This is a genomic window from Agrilactobacillus fermenti (genome assembly GCF_047943045.1).
In the GTDB taxonomy this organism is placed as follows: domain Bacteria; phylum Bacillota; class Bacilli; order Lactobacillales; family Lactobacillaceae; genus Agrilactobacillus; species Agrilactobacillus fermenti.
Genome location: NZ_CP181347.1, coordinates 2038875 through 2065057, shown reverse-complemented (window position 1 = coordinate 2065057; position 26183 = coordinate 2038875). Strand labels below are relative to the sequence as shown.

The following is a 26183-nucleotide window of genomic DNA, read 5'->3' as shown; positions in this document are numbered from 1 at the left end:
AGGACTTACATAGACAGTCTTGTTTAGATACGTTATGATAAGTTTGTTTCAATAATATTAGGGAGTAATTTTTTTATGGATATTAAAGTTCAAGACTTTGTTGACAAAGTTCAAGACAGTCAATTTCAACGGCATCAAGAAACTAAAACGACAACCCAGGTCAACCGCTCAAGCCTGCAAAAATTAATGTCCCCGATAATAGCAGCCTTATCGGAAGCTGTTGCCACTGGTCATTTGGCGCAAGTTTCATTAGATATCACCGGTAAAACCCAAGTTTCTTATCGATTGGAAACGGGTGTCATTAATTTACCATTCGAAAATAGTAATAAAGTTTTTCAATTTTTAGATTTGGAAAGTACCGTACCTGTCAAAATTTATTTGATCACGCAAGCTGAAAATCTCAATGCTTCTCATTTTCATATTGATGAAATGGGGCCAGCGGACGAATTGATGGCTGATGAAGCGGGAATGACGGCTGCGATCATGGCTAAAGTTCAAGAAACATGGCAGTATTTAGTCGATCATCCCGAATTACCCAAATCAAAATCAGCATCCAAAGCTAAAACAACTGCTAAAAAAACGACAGCCAAAAAAGCAGCGACACGTAAAACAACAAAAAAAGCAACAACAGCTAGACGGACAAAAACCAGACAAACGAAATAGAACAGTATAGGGAGCAGGATAATGTTAAATCAAGTTTTAATTTTATTAGCTGCTGGTTTAGTAGCTGGCATTTTGGGTGCAATTTTAGGTCTTGGTGGGGGGATTATTTTAACACCGTTTTTGACATTAGCATTGGGGTTAAATATCAAATATGCGATTGGTGCTAGTATCATTGCGGTGATTGCTACCAGTTCAGGGGCAACGATTGCTTATTTAAAAGATGAAATGCTAAATTTACGTGTGGCCATGTTTTTGGAAATTGCAACCTCTGTGGGGGGAATCGTGGGGGCACTTTTGACGGGCATCGCGCCGACAAGCTTTTTATTCGTCTTGTTTGGGGCATTGCTGGTTTTTTCTGGATACAATATGATTCGTAAATTACGCAGTAAATCTGATGGAACAGTCAATGCAGAAGATGATAAATGGGCTAAAAAATTAAATTTAGACGGCCAGTATTATGATAAAGTGGTCCAGCGAGAAGTCAGTTATCACGTCAAAAATGTACCAGGTGGCTTTACGATGATGTTTGGTGCCGGACTAGCCAGTGGGTTATTAGGCATCGGGTCAGGCGCCTTTAAGGTAATTGCCATGGATACGATCATGAAGATGCCCTTGAAACCCTCTAGTGCTACCAGTAACTTAATGATGGGGGTCACGGCTGCCGCAAGTGCCACAGTTTACTTTTTCAATGGTTCGATTCGACCCGAGATTGCAGCACCGCTTGCTTTAGGTATTTTGACAGGAGCAACGATTGGGTCAAGATTGATGCAGCATTTACGCGCTAAAGTCATTCGGATCATCTTTATTCCGATTATTCTGTATATGGGGATTCAAATGGTCTTACGTGGATTTGGGGTGAGCTTTGGATGAAGTCAAAAGCTAAAGAAATGCACGATGTGGAAATCATCATTGGCCAAATCTTGCGAATCGGTGTATTTATATCAGCGACAGTTATTATTATTGGTCTAATGCTTTATCTGATTACGGGAAGCAGTGGCTACGCTAATAATATGTTTCCAACTGCACCACACATCATTTTTCAAGGAATCTTGGCTTTGAAGCCCTTTGCCATCATTATGCTGGGGATTTTTTTATTGATTTTAACGCCAGTATTACGTGTCGTCGTTTCAATTTATGCTTTTTATAAAGAATCAGATCATTTATACGTTATTATTACAATTATCGTGCTGATTATTTTGATAATCTCAATGATCATCGGTTATTTTGGCAAATAGCGCAAGGTAAAGAAACACAACAAATGAGCACTGACAAGAACTATGATAATATCGAATTTTCTATTTTAATGAGTTGTTATTAGGAACGCACGTTACTTTTGGTATACATCTAAAATTAAGTTATTCGCAAATAAGTAGGCATCGACGAATTTTGTTCTTCGTCGATACTTGCTTATTTTTTTATGCAAAATATAATTACCAAGTCATTAAAAAATAAATACAAGTGTTAATTTGTTCCTATTAAATAAATATATTAATCAAAATAAATGAAAAAAATTGGTATGTGTGTTAACATGGCTTACGTAAAGTAACCATATTACGGGGGAAGGTATTAGCGTAATGGTACACAACCAGAGTAAGCATAGTTTGAAAGTAATAAATAAATTGGTATTGGTTATTTTTTTTATAATTGGTAGTTATTTGTTTTTGCTGTCTGGTGCAACAAATAGCAAGCGGGCTCGAGCTGCCGATACGGATACCACCAGTACCACACTCCAAAAGCCATATGCTCAGCCGGAGCTAAATGATCCGGTCAAAGCTAAAGCTTATGTCGATCATGTCGTTGATACGACACCAGGTGTTGAAAGTCTCAGCAAGGACCAACAAGCTGCCTTAAAAAAAGAATTCGAAGAGATGATCAAACCGAACAGTTATACTTCGTTTGGCGATAATGCGCAACGAATGGCTTTAACGCAGAAATTGAATTCTTCTTATTTAGCGATGCAAGCCAAACAAGCACAGACTAACTTGAATGCTTCTTATGCGGCCAATGACCAGACAACGAACGGGATATTGTCCAAGTATGTTTATGCTCAAGAGTGGAAGCCAGATACGAGTGCTGGACCAGATGAGCTACAAGATGATGGACATGGTCATCTGTATTTGACCGGACGTTCTAAAAAAGATGGTGACAAGGACTATACGGATGGCCTAGCCCAAGTTGAATTTACGACACCTAATTATCCATGGCAGAATAATAATGATTTTCAGGTACTATCTTTTATGTACCTAACAATTAATGGTTCTATCGCTGATAAGGGCAAGTTTGATGTTGGCTATATTTCAAACTCAAAAAATGAACCTTATTTAAACGGTAAAATGCAAATGTCCGGGACTTTACCAATTAATGCCAATATTTCCTCTCTAAGATTTTTGGTGCCGCAGGCTAATTTTTTAGCTGGGAACTACGGGGCTTATGTCCGTATCCAAGTTCCCGCTGGTGTTGATGCTAATTCTTTTGTTAAGACAATTGATTGGAATCAAACCGGTGGTTCTAGTCAGTTTAATATCAATGTTCTAGGGCTACACATTCCTTTGGTAGATAACTTCATTAGTAAATATGGTGGCTTGGTTCATTTTCCACTGACTTGGTTTCCTAAATATACTCAGGTTACTAAAGAAGACCCAACTGCCTTTTATGTGGCTTTGGGTGGTGTTCCAACGGCACAAACCGTGTTCAATAATGTCGGTGTGGAATCACCAGTGGGTGGTCCAGTAGTCAATGTGCCGATTCAGGCGGCAAACAATGTCTTCATTCATCTATTGATTGGGCTGGCTTCAGCCTCATTAGGGAATTTATCGGGCCGAGCCGCGGGTTGGCTGACTTTCGACATGGGTCGTTATGGTGGTAACTATTCCTCAAACGAGTTAGATCAATTAGGTTATAGTCGTACTAAAAATAAGGATCTCTATGCTGGTGCTGATGATAGTCCTAACAAGGTTATTACCAAGGGTTCACTGCCACCAAATCCTTCTAACATTTGGGAGGAGAACTATACCGCATATATGAGTAATGCCCTATTAGCTAAGAAAAAAGACGAGATTTTCCGTCTAGCACCAATGATGGGCGATAAGGGTTGGTTGAACGCGGCTATTAATCGAAATGAGATTAAAGGTAACAATGTTGAAACCAATTCGTTGAAGACTTGGAGTACGTACTTTGCACCGATTGATAATAATCACACAGCTTATACCGGCAATGTCTTAGATCAATATACGAATTCGGCTGATCATGATAATGCCAGTTATAATGTGAAGAATCAATTAGATAGCAACAATCAGTACAAGACAGGAGAATTCCAAGAAGTTCAAGACCCTACGGACCCCAATTTTGGTTATCATTATGTCTTAGACGGGCCGAACTTTAGACGGCGCAGTATTACAACTTATTATGACAAAGATGGCTTCTTCTCTAAGTATGATCAGAAACGTTTCTTCCGCGTACTGGACTATTTCAATAAAAAAGTCATCACCAATGCCAGCACCACAAAAATGGATCCGTTGACTACCGAAGATCCAGATACTGGCGCTTATGTTGGACCTAATGATTTCAAGCAATTTATGAATACCCACTTTAACCGCACACTAAAAGTCTTTTATAATGGGACTTCTAATTCATCTGATGGCACCAAACCAGGATCGCCGATCAACCTAGGACCGATTAATACGAACTATATTGCGGTAACACAATGGGTCAAACCCAGTACGATTTCTTGGTCGGGGACTTCAGATACCACGCGCAATGTGACAACCGGGGTAAATACCAGTCAATTGTTGTCAGGTATCATTTATTCTAAAGACGCCTGGAATGCGAAGATGTATTACCGCATTGATGATGGCAAGTGGCAACAATTTGCGCCCCTGGACAATACGGACGCTATTACGACACCAACTGTATCTAATGGCAATACTAATGGCCCCGGACCAATTGGGGATAAGAACTTTGATATTAATGGGACACCTAATTGGCGGTTGATGCTCAAATTCAAGGATTCGGGCACTTACAAAGTTGATATTAAAGCGACTGATAATTTCGGGGTGGACAGTACCACGGGCACACCGGATCATCAGCAGCCAGGCGTGCTGACTTATAATGTCAAGGTTGGGAACGGCTATAATATCAACCGGAAATATGTCCAAACAAGTAACAATCAACCAATCAAATATCCAGATACTGGTCAAGAGGTTACGGTCAAGCCATTTTTCGCGGATACTTCCGCATCATCAACGGTCAACTTTCCTGTTTTTGATAGTCGAATGGAAGGTGTACTAGACTCACAACAACGTCAAGAATTGGGTGTGGAATATCATTTGGACTATGTCACATTGGATGATCCTAAGGCAACAAAACACTATGGTGCCTACGATACGATTCAAATTCCAAATATTAGTCATGACCACACAGTTTATTACCATTACACACCAATCACTTTAACATTGTCCGAGGTCCCAACTGGCATTAACTTTGGGAAGCGTGCGTTACCAAGAACTGGACAGAAACCGACTTTCTTACCGAGAAAAGTGGCTGGTCATTTAACGGTGACAACTTTTCCTGGCGTAGATGATAGTTGGAAATTGACTGTAAAAAGTAATAACTTGATGAAAGATAATGTGTATGAGGACTTCCCAGTAGCCAATGCGCTGTACTATTATAGCGATCCCAAGACAAGTACGATGCTATCGCAGGATACACCAGCTGTGGTTGAAGATACGACCGATTCCAGAAGACCGATGCCGCCAAAGACCACTGAACAAGATGGCGATACGACAAAAACTATTTACCATTTGGATGACGACTGGATTACTTCTGATCGAGGTAATTCAGATGATGTGGCCAATAATACGAAGTTTAAGTCTGGCTTTGTATTGAAACCAGAAAGCAAACCTTTTGCGGAACTACATCAAAATGTTTATAAGGGTGATATGACTTGGACCTTGACGAACAGTATTGATTGATTCATAGAGAAACTAATAGCGTCATCAGAACACTTTTTTAAAAGGTGCTTTGATGACGCTATATTTTTTTAGCATTATTTTTATGAAATAATAGCAGTTTATACATTTTTTCGGAGGGATCACTTTATGACACAAAGTAAACAAGTAGTTTATAAAATTGGTTACATTCGCGTTAGTAGCACTGATGATCGGCAAAAACTTGGCTTAGAGATACAACGTCACGCGTTAGAGACGCTAGGTGTAGATGAAATTTTTGAAGATAAATCCTCGGGCAGAAATGATGATCGCATTGAATTTAAGCGTGCGCTTCGACGAGCAGAGACTTTAAGTTGTGCCGGTCGTGAAGTTATATTTGTAGTTTATAAGCTAGACCGATTAGCACGCAAAACAAGTACATTGCTTTTGACTTACGAAACGTTGCTCAAATATAACATTCGCTTGAAATCGTTGAAAGAGGAGATTGACACTTCAACGCCAACGGGGATGCTACTATTTCAAATGATTGCCATTTTTAGTGAATTTGAAGTAAATAATCTAAGAATGCGTACCAGAGAAGGCTTGGCACAGGCCAAAGCGGATGGTAAACTGCTAGGTCGGCCGAAAATTGATGCGACGGTTAAAACTCGTGTTTTGGAACTATACCAATATCCAAATCTTCGATTAAAGGACATTGCCCGCGAATGTGGCATCAGTACTAAGAGTGTATATAATATTGCGAAAGCAGCAGGATTACAACGACATGCATAAAAAAATCTTTTATTATTCCCTAAATAATGATATTATGTGTTTCGTAATAAGGATTTAAACAATTTGTGCAATTAACGAACGTTTTTTGCACTTTGTAATCTCTGAGTTTTGATGCCCATTGGCGCTATGTTTTCATAGTCTCAATGGGTCTTTTTTTATGCCCTGAATTGTAAATTCGCGAGCGTTAAAAACGTTCGTTATTTACGCCTTTGGGTTAACTGTGTGAATTGTTCAAATCTAAAAACTAGTTTTATAGGAGGTTTTTTGATGAAGAAAACAGTTAAATATTTGGGGATCGCAGCAGCGGCTTTGTTAGCGGTTGCGCCGGTAGCAGTACCAGCGGTTAGTGGTCAAGGACAAATTGGGGTAGCTAAAGCAGCTACGGCGGATTCAGACACAACTTTGCCGCCTAAAATTACAACGGCAATTCTTGCTCCAGCAGGTGGAGACTCTAGATATGTATATTCTGATAATTTGTACACAAAAAATGGCAATGACTTTGTAGATAGTCAAAAGAAAGTAGCAGATGAATATACATTACCGGCGAATACGGAGGGTTATTATTCTACTCAGGTAGCAGAAAGTGAAACTCAGGGGTCAAATAAATATTATATGATACTCGATCATAGTCAGGATAATCAGACGTATTATGTGAAAAATCTTAAGGACACTCAAATGACCACGTATGAGAAGTCTACTACTGATCCTAGTCTAACTAAATCTTATGTTAATGATAATATTCAAGGATCTCCGGTGTACATTGATAATCTTGTTAATCCTATTGTTGGGTTAGATAGCTTAAATCTAAGTTCAAAATTTAATACACCACAAGCACCAATTGCCATGTATAAAGATAGCGCTGGCAAATATAGTTCTTATTTGGTATTCAAGATAGATGGACATAATTATTTTATTGATTCAAGTGCAGTAAAAACACAAGATGCTCAGAGTGGATATGCGAGTGATTTTAATCAGATTACAACTAATCCAGATACGACGCAGCCTCAAGTTAAATTTGTGAAAAATTTACCAGCAGATCAGGTGTTAGTACCTATTAACGGCAATTTAACGAGTAGTTCGTACGTACCCGTTGAATACTTTGAACTGAGTGGGAAAAATATTACAAATGGCGGATATGCTTCTTCAGACCTTATAAAGGCTATCAATAGCAAACAACTCGGGCCGGTATCAGAGTACGTTATGACTTATGTAGGACAATCATTGTCATATTATGCCGTTAAATTCAATAATCGAATTGTATTTTTTGGATTAGGTCAGGGTCAAGATGTCAAATTAGCCACTAAATCAACATCAAATAACAACCAAGGGAACAATACTAACAATCATGGTAGTTCCAATACCAACCCAATTTGGATTACACCATCACAACCAACGGACAATCAAAACAAACCAGATACCACGACAACGACCACAGATAATGATGATTCAACGGATACAACAACACCTAAAAAGAATTATTATGTTGAAAATTATCCAGACAATACCATCATCTTTTCTGAAGGCAAGGCTGCCAAGATTTACTCTGATCCACAAACCCAAGATTACACTGGCCACAATTTAGCCACCGGAATCACTGATTGGAAGACTTTGGCTGTTGCCAAAAACGCCAATGGTCAACCAATTGCTTATAAATTAGGCGAAAATCAATGGGTCAAAGCGGGTGCATTAAACTTTGAAGCACCAAAGACTGGTGTGTTAGTACTGAAACAAGGCACACAATTGTTTGATACTACTGGGAATCCAACTGGAACAATCAGTCAAAGTTTGGCATATAAAGTCTTCGCCGAACGCTTCATTAATGGAGCTCAATCCTTAAAACTTGGTTCAGACCAACAATGGGCTCACGCAGCAGATGGGGCTTATTATCCTGGCTAGAGTTTAGAATCAACAATTGAGTAAAGCATGATTGAAGCTTCTCTATCAGCAGAATAATCTTGTTTTGCTGGGGGAGCTTTTTTATTAGGGAGAGTCAATTATGAGTGATGATGTACAAGTAACGAAAGTAAAGCGCGAATTATCGCCACGAGATAGTTTAAAGTCTGCCTTAAGTTTGGCCTATGCTTCGCTGGCGCCGGTAGAAAAAATCGAACGGGATATTGAACATACTCAACAAGCGGTGTATGAACATGTCCTGCAAAAAGAAAGGTTGCGCGCCTTTTTGATTGGTCTAGCAGTGGTAGCTGTTATTGTATATATTTTCTTTTCAAATTTCTTTGCGGCAGTCATTGTCGGCGTGATCGCTGGGGCAATTGGGGTCAAAATTACAGATTCACGCTTTGATGTTCATAAGACTTTGCCACGCTACCAGAATAACGATGTAGCCGTAAAGCAAGGTCTAGAAAAGATTCAGACGTTACAACAAAAACATGATGGGCTGATTGCAAACGCAGGTTATCAGCGCGCTGTTGACTTTGTGCCGACCAAATATCGTCATTCAGCTGATGTGAGCTGGTTATTTACGTATCTTGATGATGGTCGGGCGGATACCTTGAAAGAAGCCATCAATATTTATGAACAAGAATTACACAATTGGCGTATGGAACAAATGCAGCAGCAAATTATCGACACCACCCAGCAGGCGGCATTAGATGCAGAAGCAGCTCGAATCGCTGCCCAGAATGCAGAGGTTAATTCAGCTGCCGCTATGTATAACAGTTTTTGGAGGTAAAAGAATGAGTAATGATAGTAATTGGCTTGTTGCCTTAGTGACGTTTATTTGGCTCACTTTAATTATTGGTACGATCAAGTTGGCTTGGCATCTGGCTTTCGGTATTGGCAAATGGACCTACCATACATTAGCACCAGTATTTTCAAGCAAAGCCGCGCATCATGAAAATATGAATCGATAGTATCCGTGTCATCATGGAAAGACTGTCATTTAATCGAATATTATCAAAGCAATTAGTTTTTATGAATTTAAAAGAGTGGCCTACCACTCTTTTTTTGCTAGGACAGACAATTAATCAACATTAATATTGCTTATTTAAATTTTAAATGGAGGTCATCAAATGGCGGAAAATTTCAAGTTTTGTCCCAACTGTGGGGCACCACTACGATCTGGTGTGAAATTTTGCCCTAAATGTGGGACTAATTTGCAAATATATCAGGTAAAAAGCAATCCAACATCAGCCAGTTCAGTTAAAGATACGGTAACTGAGAATATTAATAAGGCCAAAGCAAACATTACCAACTCTGAGACTTACCAGAAAGCCAAAGAGAATATTGCCAAGTCAGAAACCTATCAAAAAGCTAAGCAAACGGCTAAAACATCTAATCAGAAATTTAAAAAGTTACCCAAAAAGCAACAACAAAAAGTTTTAGGCATCGGATTTGTGGTGCTTTTATTACTTGTTTTTGGCTTTGTGCATCATCACAACAGTTTAAAAGTACAGTTGGTTTCACATGATGTTTGGTATCTGGTTGAAGATAATGATGATCCATCGTATCCAGATGGGCCACTGTTTGCACAGGCCATCGCACTTAAATTTCAAAAGAACGGCAGCGTGGCTGAAGATTACTATGCGGGTGTTGAGCAAGCACCTAATTTTGAGAATCAACGACAATGGCAAGTTAAAGATCAGACAATCATATTTGACGGCGGCGATAACTTTGACAATATTAAGATAGATCACAAAGCTAAGGTGGATTATGAGACGGCAAAATTTGAAAAGAATAAAACTTATAAAGGTTACAGAGTATCATTTCGTGATCATGATGATCATAAACACGTTCAAGGCTATCTTGTTCATGAATAGTGACCCCAAATATACTTGTAGTAACTATTATCAAATAGATTGATTTTTATGATTTTAAGAAATAGACTTAAAACATAGATGCAGTTATTTCAGATAAAAAAACGACATTGGGGCGTAATCATGTGATTATGAAAGAAATTCTATTGTTCATGCTGTGCGCGGGCATATTGACGGGACTAACGGGTTGTGGCTCAGCGCACTCTCAGAATCAATCATCACCGAAAGTAGCGTCAAGTAAAGCATCAAGACAGGCGCAGCAACGTTCAAAGCCAAAAACTACGGCTAATTCTAAAAAGTCGGCTTCAACGAATGCAAAACCACAACAGACGTTAAAGCCAAAAGGGACAACACCAGCACGTCAAGCCAGCATGATCGAAGCATTGAGCATGTGGTCACCAACTTTGCAGCGGAACTGGCCCTACGCCGTATATACGCCGAGCCATTATGATCCGACACAACGGTATCCAGTAATTTATTTATTACACGGAATAGATGGTGATTACACTAATTTTTATAAGTTGGTAGATTCCAAGTCGATTCTTGATCAAGTAGAGCAGCGCGACCAACAGTCAGCAATTGTCGTATTTGTTCAAGGCGATAATAGCTTTTACATTGATTCTGACCAAGCCAAAATGGCCACAGCAATTACTCAAGAGCTGCCCCAGCAATTAGACCGGCAATATGCCATTGCTGCAGGGGCTAAGAACCGGGCTATCGGTGGAATTTCCATGGGCGGTTATGGTGCCATGAGTCTGGCTTTTCAACACACTGATCAGTTTTCGTTAGCTTTTGGGATTTCACCAGCGGTTTGGTATCAGGTACCAGCTGGTTTTCAAGCACCTGGACGTGTACCCGTTTTTAGTGACTCGAATGGTAACTGGTCTCAAGAAAAATGGCAGCAGGCATTTCCAACGCAATTTTTAAAGCAAGCAAGCGGACACGTTAAGATCATGTTAGCTTCTTCCAAGCAAGATACCACGGTGCCAGTAGCTAATGTGGTTCGATTTGCGGACGAGACAAAAGCGGCAGGTGTGGACACAACGCTAGAATTGGATAATTTTGGGGGACACACGTTTCCTTATTGGGGGCAAGTCTTGCCTAATGCTTACAGCTGGACTTTGCAACAATTTAAACATCAGGGAGGATAATCATAATGGCTGAAGATTTAAAATTTTGTCCTAATTGTGGGGCTCAGATTAAAGACGATGATGAGTTTTGTCCCAATTGTGGTTTTGATTTGAAGCAAGCACGCCGTGAACCAGTAGAAGCCAGCAAAAAAGTTGAAGCTGGATCGACTGGTAAGCAAGGCGACGGAGCACAACCGCAAGCATCCGAACCAGAACCAGCCACAGATGTTGCGCCTAAAACTGCGCCTAAGGGATCTTTTGAACGACCAGCGCCTGACAAAGCAATGGACACCGTATCAAAACCAAATAAACCGCATCGACGTTGGCCATGGCTATTAGTCTGTGTCTTATTACTTATTGGCGTCGCTGGTTATTTTACGGGTAAGTCAGTTTATGCGAAAGACAAACAAGTGGCCGTGCTGATCAACCAATTAAATAGTTCTAATAGCCAGAATGTGACCCGTGCTTTGACTAGTAAAGATGAAAATTTACATTTGAATAAACAAACAGTACAACCATTTATGACTTTTCTAAAGCAAGATAAGTCATACATTTCACGCCTAAAAACAGATTTGATCGGCTCTGGGCACTCGGCTGATGATGATTTTAAATTGACTGAAGTGGGCCGCTACTTTTTAATTTTTCCTAAGTATAAAATTCAAGTGCAGGCACTGTATCCAACTTTGAAAACCAATCATAAAGCTGATGTCACCCTTAACACCGAGTTGTTGAAGCCGACCACAGGACACACGTACAAAGTCGGGCCTTTGATGTTAGGCTCTTATCAAGTCCAAGCTAAAGCCAAGCTAGCAAATAAAGTAGTTGTCGCGCATAAACAATTGGTACCTCTTAAAGATAGTCAGTTGGTTGAACTGGATTTGAAAGCACCGAAGCAACAAACGGCGAATACAACAAAGCAGAAAACCAGTGACGATATGACGAGTAACGGGATCACTGAAAGTCGGGCTAATAAAGATGGTGTCACGGCACATGATGATTCTAGTTCTGATGAAGATACCAATACCAATCATGATCGGCGTTGGTATGAAGATCTAGTCATGACCTACGATGATGACATTTCCTTTGAAGATACGAATTGGGAAATCTCTACACCAGCTGATAATATGAAAGAAATTCGAGCTTATGATAAATCCGATAATACCTTGGAAGGTGCTTATCGCTATGATATGCTGCATCATTTATTAAGTAAGTATGATGACGATACCGGCAAATGGACGCTTCTAAATTAAGTTTCCATACAAAAACTGCGCAACGAAATTTCCGTTGCGCAGTTTTTTGAATGACATAAATAATGTTAGTGTTTATTTGTCTTTTGGTAGGCCAATATTATAATCATCGTCTTGCATAGCTTCTACATGGCCTAGTAGGTAGCCATTACCGACTTGAGAGAAGAAATCATGATTTGCTGTTCCTGTTGATAAGCCGTTCATTACAATTGGGTTCACATCATCAGCAGTATCTGGGAAGAGGGCATTTTGCCCAAGATTCATTAAAGCCTTATTGGCGTTATAACGTAAGAACGTCTTAACATCATCGATCCAGTCAGTTCCAGCGTACAAGGTCTCAGTATAGCTCTCTTCATTATCATATAGTTCATACAATAAATTATACATCCAGTCTTGCATTTTCTCTTGTTCCGCTTCTGAAAGCTCGTTAAAGCCCAGTTGGAATTTATAACCAATGTAAGTACCATGAACAGATTCATCACGGATGATCAATTTAATGATTTCGGCCACATTGGCAAGTTTATTATTACCCAAATAATAAAGTGGGGTATAAAAACCAGAGTAGAATAAGAAAGTTTCTAGGAAGACACTAGCGATCTTTTTCTCTAATGGGGCGCCGCTTTGATAAATCTTGTTGACGATTTTAGCTTTCTTTTGTAAGAATTCGTTGGTATTCGTCCATTCAAAGATTTCATCGATTTCTTCACTGGTATTCAAAGTACTGAAGATGGAAGAATAACTTTTGGCATGGACAGACTCCATGAATTGGATATTATTAAAAACAGCTAATTCTTGCGGTGTCCGGACGTCTTTGCGTAATTGATCGATACCATCTTGAGATTGTAAGGTATCTAACAAAGTCAAACCGCCAAAAACGTGACCGACCACATTTTTTTCAGTAGCATTTAATGTGCGCCAATCATCTAAGTCATTGGATAAGGGAATCCGGGTATCCAACCAGAATTGTTCGGTTAATTTTTCCCAGGTTGATTTGTCGATCAAATCTTCGATTGCGTTCCAGTTTATTGCTTTATAGTATGTGCTATCAGTCATTGTAATGCTCCTTATGTAAGTAAACTAGTCAGTTGCAATATGACTGACTAGTTAAGGGTTATTTCATAAATTAAAACAGTTATGTTCACGCTCTATCAAACGCGCTCACAAGACCACCTTCCGCCCACAATTACGGATTTATGCGTGGTGAAAGGCAACCACCACAAAATCCTAGGTTGATGTTCGAAAGCTAAACGGTCTTGTTTTACGCTCTTAAATAATGCAGCTTTCGCAGTCATTACTACCGATTTCCTGTGAGTTATCAGTAAATGTCCGCACATAATAGATGGATTTAATACCCTTATAATAAGCATAGTTTCTTAAAATACTCAAGTCACGCGTTGTTTGTTCAGATTCGTGCTTCCATTCGTATAAACCGGCAGGAATCGTCGAACGTAAGAATAACGTTAAACTCATACCTTGGTCAATGTGTTGTTGTGCTGCGGCATAAACATCAATGACTTTCCGCATATCCGTGTCATAGGCTGAAGTGTAGTAAGGTAACGTATCGTTATCTAGCAATGGTGCTGGGAAGTAAAGTTTCCCATTTTTCTTTTCAGTTCTTTCCTCCACTAACCGAGTAATTGGATGCAGACTAGCAGAAGTATCGTTGATGTATGAGATTGATCCTGTTGGTGCCACAGCCAAGCGGTTTTGGTGATACAAGCCATCGCGCTGCACAGCCATTTGTAAGATAGCCCAATCGGATTCTTCGGGAATGAAAACATCCTTAAAGAGTACTCGGACGCGTTCTGATTTTGGTGCAAAAGATCGTTCGGTATATTTCTTGAAGTAAGAACCATCGGCATATTTTGATTTTTCAAAATTATGGAAGGTTTCATGGCGCTCTTTGGCAATTTGATTACTTTCGACCAAAGTCCAGTAGTTCAATAGCATGAAGTAAGTACTGATAAACTCTAAAGAGTCTTCAGAACCATATTCAATATGATTCTTAGCTAAATAAGTATGCAAGCCCATTGCACCTAGACCAATGGAATGGCTCAACTTATTACCGTAGGCAATTGTTGGCACGGCTTTGATGTCTGATTCATCAGTTACAAAGGTCAAAGCACGGGTCATCGTCCGAACAGACTTACCAAAATCGGGACTAGCCATTAAGTTGACGATATTCGTGGAACCTAAGTTACAAGAAACATCGGTACCCATTTTAACGTATTCTTGACTATCATTTAATAATGATGGTGTTTGAACTTGTTGAATCTCAGAGCAAAGGTTACTCATGATGATCTTACCATCGATAGGATTGTCCCGATTGACGGTATCAATATTTAAAATATAAGGATAACCAGACTCTTGTTGTAGTTTACTGATCTCGTTTTCTAAATCCCGAGCCTTGATCTTATATTTCTTGATGCGGTCATTTTGTACCATGTTGTCATATTCTTTAGTGATGTCCACGTAAGAGAACGGCACACCATATTCCCGCTCAACTGAATAAGGACTAAATAAGTACATATCTTCGTTGTTACGAACCAATTCGTAATATTTATCAGGAACGATCACACCTAAAGATAATGTTTTGACCCGAATTTTTTCATCTGCATTTTCTTTTTTGGCAGAAAGGAAATTAATAATATCTGGATGGAAAACGTTCAAGTAAACGGCACCAGCACCTTGACGCTGACCGAGTTGGTTGCTGTAGCTAAAGCTATCTTCCAACAACTTCATCACCGGTAAAACACCGCTAGAAGCGCCATCAATACCTTTGATAGGCGAACCAGCTTCACGTAAGTTGGACAAGGTAATACCAACACCACCGCCAATGCGTGAAAGTTGTAGCGCACTATTAATGCCACGACCGATGCTGTTCATATCGTCCGTGATTTGAATCAAGAAACAAGAAACAAATTCACCGCGGCGCTTACGACCCGCATTTAAAAATGAAGGCGTTGCTGGTTGATAACGCTGATGAATCATTTCATCGGCCAAAGACATGGCTAGGTCTTCATTGCCATCTGCAAAGTATAAGGCATTGATCATAACTCGGTCTTCAAAAGATTCTAAGTATTCTTCACCATCGTCTGTTTTAAGCGCGTATTGATTATAAAATTTATATGCAGCCATGAAAGATTTGAAAGTGAATTCTTGATCAGCTAAATAATTGTGGATGCGATCGATGAATTCTGGGGTGTATTTACTGAGAAAGCCAGCCTCCAAGTAACTGTTCTTAACCAAAAAGTCTAATTTGTCATGAATTGAATCAAATCTTTTTGTATTTGGCACTACATTTTCCTTGAAAAAGGCTGTTAAAGCCTCTTTATCACGATTTAGCGGGATTTTTCCGTCAACTGGACGGTTCAATTCATTATTCAACTTGAAATATGATACATCACTGATATTAATTTCTTTAAGACTCAAGTTCAGTCACCACTTTCTTAAAATTCACTGTTTTCTTGGCTGTACACTAAATTCAAAAGCAAAAACCAAGGGTACATGTCGTCCCTTGGCGAGATCTTAGGCCGTATAAATATTATTTGGTTAGCGCTAAAACCCACCGCTGCCCATTAAGCAGAACAAAGTTACTTGAACTTTGGAGTTAAAAAATCGATGACAGCAGTCATTATGTCGTCATCGTATGTGGCGTGGCAAGTACGCCTAATGATTAGGTTACAATTAGTTGCTTAGCCCACCAATGCTTTTAATTGGTCTGGCCGAAAGCCGATAATTGGACCTTGTTCTTTAGCCATGACGATTGGCACACTCTTGAAGCCTTGTTCTTTTAATGTATCAACATATTGTGGTTCTTCATTAATATTACGTTCTTCGTAACCAATGTGGTGTTCTTTCAAATAGCGTTTTGTCATTTTGCACTGCATGCAACCGTTTCTTGTATAAATAACAACATTATTCATATTGATAGCCTCCTTGGAACGCGGTTCTAAGTTTTTTGTTTTATTGATTCAAAGTGTGTGTCCCGTGTCCGATTAATTAACTGTGACTATAATAGCAGAATTTTGACTCAAGCACAATATATTGTGTTCCAAAATTTGAAACAGTCCAAATAGTGTGGTCATGCACTAATTATTCCGAATGTCAATATATTCACCGTAAAAAAATAATTTTGTTGTGGGAACCGTCATTAACCAATTTAAAGGCTGGATAGTCATAAAATAACACGATGATTGACGAATGAATTGTCTGTCAAACATCAAAAAAGTTCAGTTAAGCTTTTTTGCCTAACTGAACCCTTAATTGATCGTAAATAGATAACGCTAGATATGGTAGGTCACGATTAGCAACATATGTAGGGCCTACCTATTAAAAGCCGCATACATGGGTTGTTCAACATGCGTTAGTTCTGATCTAAGAATGGTTGCCATTCGATGAATCCCTTCGTAGATATTTGGGATAGATTGACCGGTAAAGTTTAAACGGGCCGCATTATTATGCTGCTTAGATGGGAACAGATTCTTAGCTGGAACGTAAGAGACATTGCCTTCAGGCATCATACGTTTGATAAGCAGCTGGCCCATGTCGATTTGAGTTGGCGCTGTCAGCCAAATGAAGAAACCACCGGTGGGCGTATTGTAATGAATTTGGTTAGGCATCTCTTGTTGCAGAGCCGTCAGCATGGCGTTCATTTTTTGGGTATAGCTGTCACGGATCACTTGAATATGGGCATCTAAATCATTTTGATCTAGATAAGTATTGACCCCTTGCATGATGACGCTAGAAGTTTCCACGTCACTACCAGCTTTTAATTCGACTAAATTATCAAATAGTTCAGTTTCAGCCGTGAGCCAACCTAAGCGTAGACCAGGTGCCAAAATTTTTGAGAAACTGCCCAAGTTAATAACACGGCCATTGGTGTCTAGAGATTTTAGTGAAGGCAAGGTATGTTGATCGTAGGTAAGATCGCGATAAGGTGAGTCCTCTAAGATAATGAAATTATAGCGTTCCGCTAATTGAATCAAAGTTTGCCGCTTGGATAAGGACATAACAGTGCCAGTTGGGTTTTGATAGTCGGGGATCGTATACAACAACTTAATATCATGTTGCAGTAACGTCTTTTGCAGTTGTGTGGTATCTAGGCCATCAGCAGCTACTGGGATTTCATAATAAGTGGGTTCATAGGCATCAAAACTGGCTAAAGCACCAATGTACGTCGGAGCTTCCACAGCTAATCCATCGCCAGGATCCAATACTAAGCGAGCTACTAGATCAATGCCTTGTTGGGCACCTTGAGTCAACATAAGCTGATCAGCATGGGCAGGTGTTCCAGTTTGATTGAGATGTCGGGCGATTTTTTCACGCAGCGATTTCAAGCCTAAGCTGTCATGATACTGCAAGGTATCATTGCCTGGGCGGTCAAAGATATCACTAAAAGCTTTTTTTAAAGCTGCTTTTGGAAAAAGATCTTCCGCCGGAAAGCCTGCGGCAAATGAAATCAAATTAGGGTTACTGGCTGCAAAGACATTCCCCAAACCTGATTGTGCGGTTCTGCTAACGCGACGTGCTAATCTTTTCTCCATGAATAGTCACTCCTAAGACCTTTATTTACTGATTATTATGATATACTGATCCTTAAAACAAGTAAAATTCAACTTTTTCATAGTTAAATGAATAAAATTCATCTTAGTTAGGATAGAAGATCATATGGCTAATTTCAGTTATGAAGTCTTTACCACCGTTGTTGAGAAACAAACCTTTTTTGCTGCAGCCAAAGTTTTGAATGTGACCCCGAGTGCGGTCAGTCATTCTATTAATCAATTTGAAAAGGACCTAGGGTTTCCAATTTTTATTCGCCACCGGACGGGGGTTCAATTAACCGATGAAGGGCGACGTATTTTACCAATTGTACGGCAGATTTTAAATACCGAAGGCCGGCTGCAGCAAGAAGCTGATGATATCAAAGGCCTCAACGCTGGTTTGATTCGCATCGGAGCTTTTAGCAGCGTTTGTATCAATTGGCTGCCAGATATTATTCGAGGCTTCCATAAACAATATCCCAAAATCGAAATTCAGCTCTACCAAGGGGCATTCAATGATATTGCGGAACAAGTTCGCCTGGGCAGTATTGATATTGGATTTTCCTCATTGCCGGTTTCAGACCAATTGATTGTTGAACCGTTGATTGAGGATCCGATTTATTGCATCACACCACAAGAATTTCATCCGGTTAATGGGCAATATATTTCGGATCAAGATATTGGCAAGCAAAATTTCATTTTGCAGCAGATCGATTACGATCGGGATACAAAACTAGCCCTGGATCGTTATAATGTCACGCCTAATTCCATTTCTTATTCCATTGATGATCAGTCGATTCTTTCGATGGTTGAGTCTGGATTAGGATTGGGTATTCTACCGCAGCTGGCGTTGACCAAATTGACTGGTAACGTCAACCATTATCCGTTCTCGGAGCCTTTCAAGCGGACTTTATGTCTCGTGACGAATAAGATCCAAGCACAGACGCCAGCAACGCAACATATGTTACAGGCCATCCAAGATTATTTGCGTGGCCGCTATCAGGAAAAATATTTGGGTGTTTAGCAACTGAGCTCTAACAAGAACCCACAACAAATGGTGGACTTTCCATTTAAGTACGTCAGCGTTAGTTTTGTTTCAGCCACACGGAATTAAATTATTTGATCATATGGCTAATCTATTCAGAACAAAATTAACTAGGTTTATTTTCAATAGCTCGTGGAACATGTATAATTATTTTCAGTAATAAGATTAAGGAGTAAGCAAATGTCAGCTTGGAATTTTATTGGAATTGCAGCTTGGTTGATCGTGCTCGCATGGCTTATTTTTATCATTATAAATATTCGCCAACGGCATTTGAGAATGATCATTAAAGAACGTCAGCGTTTTTCCGCGAAGCATTTGATTTTAGATATTGTCGAGATTGTTGTTTTCTTCATATTATTTATCGGAATGATGTACGTGACCTTTTTCAGAACGCCCAATTTGAAGGCAACTGATGAAGTTAAATTAACTTATAGCTACAAACCGTTAGTCTTGCAAACCAATGGCTCGCAAGGATACTTTGTCAAAGTCCAAAATGGTGGGACAAAACGTTCGACGCAGTATTATACTTATTGGGTCAAGGGTGCACGGTATGAAGTTTCATCTAATTATGCCACGATCACCTCAACATCAAAGCCATTAACGGTAAATAATACGGGTATTCCTTGGCCAAAGGTTCAATTGAATCGTATCGATGAGCAAATGCAACAAGCATTTGTTGCCCGGGCAAAGGGAACCTATCAACCTAACTTTATGAACGGTTTAGGTCTACATGTGGGCCATACCGCGGTGGATTACTTTTTGATTCGGGTACCGGCAGATACTTTTATTGAGACTGAGGCACAGAATAATGACTAGAATTTTTATGAGAGTGGTGCAATTTTTTGAGTAGAGTGATAAAGCAGCTGGCCAAAATTGCCGGCATCGTGGTCGTTGGGTTGATTTTATTTGTGGGTGCTTATAAAGGCTCACAATTGGTCAAACGACATTTTGAACAGCAACGTGTGGCAAATATGTACCAGAATTTTCGCAAACACGGCAAAATTCGTGTTGGCAAGTATCAATATATTTATTTAACCGATTATGGTCGGCAACGTTTGCAATCAGATATGTCTTTTAAAGATAGCAAACATAAAAAAACACCGGCAACGGCTTATATTGTAAATCATACGCGTCAAGTTACCTTTAATTATGTTGCGGGGACTAAGCTGCCAACGACTATCAAAAAGGGGACTCAGCTTAATTTTGAGGCACCTTTTCGACTAGAACGTTCAGCTGATTTTAAATTGAAATTGTTAGCTGATACCGCAAAACCGGTCAAGTATCAAACTGGGAATATCAGTTTACCTGCCAAACACAATAAACATGGTAAGAAGTTGAATGTAATTGTGGGCTACAATTTAGACAAGGATAGTGACTTGATCAAGGATCTACAGCCTTTGACACAGCATGCTGGTCAGACGGTTACTTATCAAATTCAAAATGAAGTCTTGACGACTGGTAAAATGAAAAAGAATAATTTTTCTAAGCTCAGTAAGGCACCGAACATTGATGTGCCAAGTGCTTGGCTAGCTAAGCATCAATTGGTAGCTAATTTTGAAACATTGAAAGATATTTCAAATCCTAAACCACGGTTTAAAGCTACCATAGATGGCCGTGATGTCAGCCATGAGATCACGCTGTCAACTAAGCTAAAGACTGACAAGCATTTCGAAAAAGACTGGCAGACAACCTTTAACTTATCATCTAAATTAAAGCAGGCGGTAGCGGAGTCTAAATCTAAACGTTTAAAAATTACGGCCGCATATTATGGGCGTTCAGTAGAAGCTTACTACTATGACGGTAACAATCTCTCTGGATTATATGAATATGGGCACTAATTCAGTTATTCATAGTTAAGTGAGGGTGTTGCCCTTTGGAACACGGTTAAACTAAAATTGTTTACAAACAGATAGAGGCCGGAAACAAAACTCACGTTTTGTCCCGACCTCTTACTGTATCGGCACAATTTAACTGACGCAGATCTGGTAAAGACAATGCAAACATGTAAAACATCGTTTGATTTTAGGGAGAGGCAGTATGACAAAAAATTTAACGCTTCGTAATCGGGTATTCATCGGCATTATGTTATTTGGCATGTTCTTTGGTGCGGGAAATTTGATTTTTCCTGTATTCATGGGACAGCAAGCAGGGAAAAATGTGATTTCAGCAATCATTGGTTTTTTAGTGACGGGTATCGGACTGCCCTTGTTGGGTGTGGCTGCAATTGGTATTAGTTGTAGTGAAGGGGTCTTTGATTTAGCTCAAAAAGTTAGTCGACCCTATGCGTATGTATTTACCATTTTGCTGTATTTAATTATTGGGCCATTCTTTGCGTTACCACGATTGGCAACAACTTCGTATCAAATTGGGATTGCCCCATTTGTTGCTAAAGGACAGCAAAGCTTAGCACTATTGATTTTTAGTATTCTATTTTTTGGGTTAACTTGGTGGTTTTGTCGTAAACCGACCAAAATCATGACCTATGTGGGTAAATTTTTGACACCTTTATTCTTGATCTTTTTAGTGATTTTCTTAGTTGTCGCCTTGGTTCGACCAATGGGCGGTTTTAACCATTTAGCCCAGGGAAGTTACCAGGTGCAACCTTTTGTCAGTGGTTTCACAGAAGGGTACAATACAATGGATGCCCTAGCTGCCCTGGCTTTTGGAATTACGGTGGTCAATGCAATTCGCCAACTAGGCGTTACAGATCCTAAAGTTATTGCCAAAGATACATTAGCCTCAGGTGTGTTTAGTATTATTTTAATGGGAATTTTATATACCTTATTAACCTTATTAGGCACAATGAGTTTGGGACAGTTTAAACCGGCGGCAAATGGTGGCGTTATTCTAGCCCAGACGGCCCATTATTATTTTCGAGAAATGGGCAGTGCCCTCTTGGCAGCGATTGTCATTCTAGCTTGTTTGAAAACAGCTATTGGCTTGATTACTTCTTTTGGGGAGACTTTTACAGAACTCTTTCCCAAGTGGGCTTACGGCGTGGTCGTACTAGTGGCAAGTATCTTGCCGATGATCTTTGCTAATGTCGGTTTAACAAAAATGATTGCTTATTCTTTACCAGTACTATTTTTCATTTATCCATTAGCTATTATGCTAATTTTAGCTGGTATTCTAGCGCCACTATTAAAGGTAGAACAAACTTGGTTTTATCGTTTGCCGATTATTTTTGTCGTCATTCCGGCTATTTTGGATGGTTTACAAAATGCCCCTAAAGCCTGGACGCAAGCGTTATTTGTTCAGCAATTGTTACACCTGCGAGGCAGTTTGCCTTTCTCAGAAGTGGGTCTTTCCTGGGTCATTCCGGGACTGATCGGATTGATTTTAGGGTATTTACTTGGCTGGCATTTACAACGACGAGCGTGAGACAAAGGGGATTGCCTTTTAGCACACAGGTAAAATAAAATTGGACACAAATAAATAGAGGCGAGCGAAAACAAAACGTTAGTTTTGTCTCACTCGCCTCTATTTATGAATCAACACTTTATTTTTCTTCTGCTTCGACACTAGTTTCCGGCTTGATGAATTGTTTAAAGTTCACAACAATTCGATGATTCAACTCTTCAACGTTTAGTTGATCTGCCTGAGAGTTATAATCCGTGATCGTGAGTAAAGCTGAGTTTTCATAGACCTTATCCACATGACCAACGAAAGGTGCTTCCATATCTTCTTTAACTTGGCATTGATAAGAATTACCAACGGAAATTTCTTCTTTTTTCATGTATATCACCTAAAACGCTTTCCTAAGATTACTCTAATATAATATTTTTTTATAGTAAATGCAATATCTTTTATCATATTACGATTTTTATCAATTAATACAACTATTAATAATATAATATAAACCCATATTGATTAAAGGGGTGCATTAAAGCCATTGCAATATTTTTATGGCGGGACTAACATAATAATTGGAATAATTAAAGAGGTGTAAAGATGGCAAAAAAATTTGTGGAAATAGACAATTTGACTCCAGATGCCCAAATGACAGCTGTAAAAAAGTTTGCGAATTTTTATTTACAGCTGCAAAAAGATGAAAATTTAGATGTTGTCTCTGAAATGGATAAAAAAGATGTGATCACATCCATCAACTTATTTATCTTTGATAATATCAGCTTTACGCACGATGAATTATTGAACCGTTTGGTTGAAAATCGGCAGCCAGAGTTTGTCACTTTGATCGCACAAACTGGACAAAAATTCTCAGAAGACGGTCAAGAGGTTGAACAAACTTGGCCGCAATGGTTAGCTGATCGTGAAAAGGGCATTGATACCAAAGAGGCCCTATCCTAACATGAGCGGTACTTTTATTCAAGGATAACTTTTTATTCGTGTCGTGCAAAATGAGCAACGGTTAGTTGATTCGCCAGCTGACTATTTATAAAATACGCCATACGCATGATATTAAACGCAGAAAACCCCAGTCGCTAGATTTAAATCTAAGAGCTGAGGTTTTTGTTTGATTTGGGACATATTCTAAATGGAATTATTGTGTGTCAATAATTGTTTAAGGTAGCGCGCAGTAATACTTTTAGGCGCTTTAACAAAATCGGCTCGAGGACCAGCATAAAGAATTTGTCCGCCAGCTGCCCCGCCTTTAGGCCCCAAGTCAAGGTTGTAATCAGCGTTGGCAATAATATCCAAGTCATGCTCGATGACGATGATCGTGGCACCATCAGCCAAAAGGGCATCGAAAACCTTGATCAAGGTTTGAATATCTTGAGGGTGCAGGCCGACAGAAGGTTCATCAAAAACATATAGTGTGTCTTTTTGAATGCGGCCCATTTGCGTCACCAGTTTTAAGCGCTGCGCCTCGCCACCGGAGAGAATGGGAGTGCTTTCGCCTAAAGTCAGGTAACCTAAGCCCATAGCAGCTAATGTCTGTAGAGTCGTGTAGATAGCTGGTTCATGTTGAAAAAATGGTAAAGCTTCAGTGACAGACAATGCTAGGATATCAGCTATCGAGTAGCCTTGCCATTTAACGGCTAAAATATCAGGATTGTAGCGTTTGCCGTGGCAAGCAGGGCATATTTGCTGAATTTCAGGCAAATACTGAATATCTAAATCAATGGTGCCCGTACCACCGCAAGTTGGGCAAGCACCATATTTTAAGTTATAAGAAAAATAGCTAGCGGTATATTGGCGCTGCTGTGCCAGGTCTGTTTGGGCAAAGATTTGACGTACGTGGTCTAAAATACCCGAGTACGTCGCGACGGTTGAGCGATTTGTTTTACCAATGGGTGTTGAGTCGATCATCTGCACATGGCGAATGTAATCATTGGTTAATTTAGCCACATGAGTTGGTAAAGGCTGCTGTTTGGTCTGGGCAAGAATTGCCGGTACTAGGGAATTAAGAATCAACGTGGTCTTACCTGCACCAGAAAAACCGGAAACAACAGATAGACGATTCAAGGGAAAGTCTACAGTTAGATGATCTAGGTTAAACTTATGCTTGATTTGAATGCCAAGTTTGCCGTGTGCAAATAAATCACCCCTTGTTTGGGGATGGCTTAAAATATTTGCTCGCCCACTTAGATAAGGGCCAATTAAAGATTTTGGGCTGGCCATAATTGCTTTTGGGGTACCTTGATCAATGACACGTCCGCCTTCACGGCCAGCACCAGGGCCAATTTCAATAATGTAGTCACTGGCCGCTATGATTGCTGGATCATGTTCAACCACGATCAAAGAATTACCTAAAGCAACTAAACGTTTAAAGATTTGAATCAGACCGGTAACGTTGTCTGGATGTAAGCCCACGGATGGTTCGTCTAGGACATATAGAATACCTGTCGTTTCATTCTGTAGTGTCTTAGTCAGTTGGATCCGCTGTAATTCACCGGTGGATAAAGTTTGGCCGGCGCGATCTAAGGTAAGATAATCGAGTCCCAGATCTACCAGTGGCTGTAAGGTATGGGTCAATTCTGTCTGTAATCGTTTGACAAGCAGCTGCATGTTATCTGGAAAATAGTGCGTTAAGTCTTGGCTAAAGTTTAAAAGTTGAGCAATGGTGAATTGGCTGACTTGAGCAATATTTTTGCCAGCTAATAAACTCGTCAATAATTTAGGGGCAAAACGAGTGCCGTGGCAGTCGGGGCAAATACCAAAATTGTAAAATTTATCTAACCGTTTCAAAGTTCGTTCATTGTGTGTGTTCTTAGCCGTGTCCGTTACCGCATCGTAGGCATTTTCGTACAAAGCGTGGTCCATATTAAAAACACGGCCAGTTGCTGTAGGAATAGAAATTTTGTATTGTTTCTTGGCCCCGTGGAGGACGATGTTTTTTTCTGTTGCCGTGAGTTCTTTATAGGGCACATTGATCCGAACGCCGATTTGTTCAGCCACATAAGGCATAAAATTACGGCCAGGTAAGCGCCAGGAAGCAACGGCACCATCCAAAATTGTTTTGTCGGGATCACTGATCAATGTTGTGGGATCGATTTGACGAATGCGACCTAGGCCGCCGCAAGTTGGGCAAGCACCCGCAGCATTAAAGGCAAAATCTTCGGCTGAAGGAACTGAGAAGCGGACGCCACAGGTCGGACAAGTGATACGGCCCATTTCAGCACCTGCCACAGCCATGGCTTGAGCCACACCAATATTGGCTGGAACCTGGTGCCCATTCGGACATTGGTGCGAAGCCAAGCGGGAGAACATCAAGCGCAGGACGTTCAAGCCTTCAGTCATGGTACCGACAGTAGAACGAATGTTGGGTACCGAAGGCCGCTGCCGTAGCGCGATCGCTGCGGGCAGATATTTAATGTCTTGGACTTGGGAGCTAGCTGCCTGCGTAATCCGCCGCCGGGTATAGGTAGATAACGCTTCTAAGTAGCGTCGTGACCCTTCAGCATATAAAGTGCCTAGGGCTAGTGAAGATTTGCCAGAGCCGGATAAACCAGAAATAGTTACAAAACGATGTAACGGAATCTTTACATCAATATGTTTTAAATTATGAATATGGGCATCTTTGACTTCAATATTTTGTGGTAGCGCAGTTGACACGTTTTTGACCTCCGATAAATGTGAAAAATTAGAGAATTATTAAAAATA

At 39.9% G+C, this 26183-nt stretch carries 22 protein-coding genes; 16 read left to right on the top strand and 6 right to left on the bottom strand.

What is annotated here, in order from left to right:
* The first annotated feature begins 75 nt into the window (after positions 1-75).
* The 11 genes from ACNAN0_RS10375 to ACNAN0_RS10325 all read left to right on the top strand — a co-directional run bounded on the left by ACNAN0_RS10375 (position 76) and on the right by ACNAN0_RS10325 (position 12533).
* Positions 76-663, top strand: a complete 588-nt coding sequence (locus tag ACNAN0_RS10375; protein WP_230914051.1) for a hypothetical protein — start codon at positions 76-78, stop codon at positions 661-663.
* Positions 664-684: 21 nt separating this feature from the next.
* Complete coding sequence (locus ACNAN0_RS10370; protein WP_416353231.1) at positions 685-1533, top strand: sulfite exporter TauE/SafE family protein; 849 nt, start codon at positions 685-687, stop codon at positions 1531-1533.
* The gene (locus ACNAN0_RS10365) at positions 1530-1898 is read left to right on the top strand and encodes a DUF1634 domain-containing protein (RefSeq protein ID WP_230914049.1); all 369 of its coding nucleotides are present in this window, start codon (positions 1530-1532) and stop codon (positions 1896-1898) included. The genes ACNAN0_RS10370 and ACNAN0_RS10365 overlap by 4 nt, the downstream gene beginning before the upstream one ends.
* Positions 1899-2237: 339 nt before the next feature.
* Positions 2238-5633 (top strand): hypothetical protein, encoded by a 3396-nt coding sequence (locus tag ACNAN0_RS10360; protein WP_416353230.1) that lies wholly within the window; start codon positions 2238-2240, stop codon positions 5631-5633.
* 126 nt (positions 5634-5759) lie between these two features.
* Positions 5760-6380, top strand: coding sequence for a recombinase family protein (locus ACNAN0_RS10355; RefSeq protein WP_416353229.1), 621 nt, complete (start codon positions 5760-5762; stop codon positions 6378-6380).
* A gap of 267 nt (positions 6381-6647) precedes the next feature.
* Entirely contained in the window at positions 6648-8276 is a 1629-nt protein-coding gene (locus tag ACNAN0_RS10350; RefSeq protein WP_416353228.1) for a hypothetical protein, read from the top strand.
* A gap of 100 nt (positions 8277-8376) precedes the next feature.
* Positions 8377-9069, top strand: a complete 693-nt coding sequence (locus ACNAN0_RS10345; protein WP_416353227.1) for a hypothetical protein — start codon at positions 8377-8379, stop codon at positions 9067-9069.
* Positions 9070-9073: 4 nt separating this feature from the next.
* On the top strand, positions 9074-9250 hold the full coding sequence (locus tag ACNAN0_RS10340) for a hypothetical protein (protein ID WP_230914044.1): 177 nt from the start codon (positions 9074-9076) through the stop codon (positions 9248-9250).
* Positions 9251-9409: 159 nt separating this feature from the next.
* Complete coding sequence (locus tag ACNAN0_RS10335; protein ID WP_416353226.1) at positions 9410-10156, top strand: zinc-ribbon domain-containing protein; 747 nt, start codon at positions 9410-9412, stop codon at positions 10154-10156.
* Positions 10157-10284: 128 nt separating this feature from the next.
* A complete protein-coding gene (locus ACNAN0_RS10330; protein ID WP_230914042.1) occupies positions 10285-11304 on the top strand; it encodes an alpha/beta hydrolase in 1020 nt (339 codons plus the stop codon).
* A gap of 5 nt (positions 11305-11309) precedes the next feature.
* Positions 11310-12533, top strand: coding sequence for a zinc-ribbon domain-containing protein (locus ACNAN0_RS10325; RefSeq protein WP_416353225.1), 1224 nt, complete (start codon positions 11310-11312; stop codon positions 12531-12533).
* 72 nt (positions 12534-12605) lie between these two features.
* Here the strand turns inward: ACNAN0_RS10325 and nrdF are convergent, their stop codons facing one another.
* The 4 genes from nrdF to ACNAN0_RS10305 form a co-directional block, all read right to left on the bottom strand.
* The gene (nrdF, locus tag ACNAN0_RS10320) at positions 12606-13583 is read right to left on the bottom strand and encodes a class 1b ribonucleoside-diphosphate reductase subunit beta (RefSeq protein WP_416353224.1); all 978 of its coding nucleotides are present in this window, start codon (positions 13581-13583) and stop codon (positions 12606-12608) included.
* A gap of 213 nt (positions 13584-13796) precedes the next feature.
* Positions 13797-15962: a class 1b ribonucleoside-diphosphate reductase subunit alpha gene (nrdE, locus tag ACNAN0_RS10315; RefSeq protein WP_416353223.1), complete on the bottom strand. Its 2166-nt coding sequence runs from the start codon at positions 15960-15962 to the stop codon at positions 13797-13799.
* A 263-nt stretch (positions 15963-16225) separates the two neighbouring features.
* The gene (gene nrdH / locus ACNAN0_RS10310; protein WP_416353222.1) at positions 16226-16456 is read right to left on the bottom strand and encodes a glutaredoxin-like protein NrdH; all 231 of its coding nucleotides are present in this window, start codon (positions 16454-16456) and stop codon (positions 16226-16228) included.
* A 399-nt stretch (positions 16457-16855) separates the two neighbouring features.
* A complete protein-coding gene (locus ACNAN0_RS10305; protein WP_416353221.1) occupies positions 16856-18076 on the bottom strand; it encodes a PLP-dependent aminotransferase family protein in 1221 nt (406 codons plus the stop codon).
* Positions 18077-18200: 124 nt separating this feature from the next.
* Between ACNAN0_RS10305 and ACNAN0_RS10300 the strand changes: the two genes are divergently transcribed.
* From ACNAN0_RS10300 to brnQ, 4 genes are all read left to right on the top strand, one after another.
* On the top strand, positions 18201-19097 hold the full coding sequence (locus ACNAN0_RS10300) for a LysR family transcriptional regulator (protein WP_230914036.1): 897 nt from the start codon (positions 18201-18203) through the stop codon (positions 19095-19097).
* A gap of 201 nt (positions 19098-19298) precedes the next feature.
* Positions 19299-19934, top strand: a complete 636-nt coding sequence (locus ACNAN0_RS10295; RefSeq protein WP_416353220.1) for an LVIS_2131 family protein — start codon at positions 19299-19301, stop codon at positions 19932-19934.
* 26 nt (positions 19935-19960) lie between these two features.
* Positions 19961-20956, top strand: coding sequence for a hypothetical protein (locus ACNAN0_RS10290; RefSeq protein ID WP_416353219.1), 996 nt, complete (start codon positions 19961-19963; stop codon positions 20954-20956).
* A 199-nt stretch (positions 20957-21155) separates the two neighbouring features.
* Positions 21156-22499: a branched-chain amino acid transport system II carrier protein gene (gene brnQ / locus ACNAN0_RS10285; RefSeq protein ID WP_416353218.1), complete on the top strand. Its 1344-nt coding sequence runs from the start codon at positions 21156-21158 to the stop codon at positions 22497-22499.
* 118 nt (positions 22500-22617) lie between these two features.
* On the opposite strand, the gene ACNAN0_RS10280 is transcribed toward brnQ, so the two are convergent.
* Positions 22618-22854: a DUF2187 domain-containing protein gene (locus tag ACNAN0_RS10280; RefSeq protein WP_230914032.1), complete on the bottom strand. Its 237-nt coding sequence runs from the start codon at positions 22852-22854 to the stop codon at positions 22618-22620.
* A 215-nt stretch (positions 22855-23069) separates the two neighbouring features.
* Here ACNAN0_RS10280 and ACNAN0_RS10275 point away from each other — a divergent pair, with 215 nt between their 5' ends.
* Entirely contained in the window at positions 23070-23426 is a 357-nt protein-coding gene (locus tag ACNAN0_RS10275) for a hypothetical protein (RefSeq protein ID WP_416353217.1), read from the top strand.
* A gap of 183 nt (positions 23427-23609) precedes the next feature.
* Here the strand turns inward: ACNAN0_RS10275 and ACNAN0_RS10270 are convergent, their stop codons facing one another.
* Positions 23610-26135, bottom strand: coding sequence for an excinuclease ABC subunit UvrA (locus tag ACNAN0_RS10270; protein ID WP_416353216.1), 2526 nt, complete (start codon positions 26133-26135; stop codon positions 23610-23612).
* Between the last annotated feature and the right edge of the window lie 48 nt (positions 26136-26183).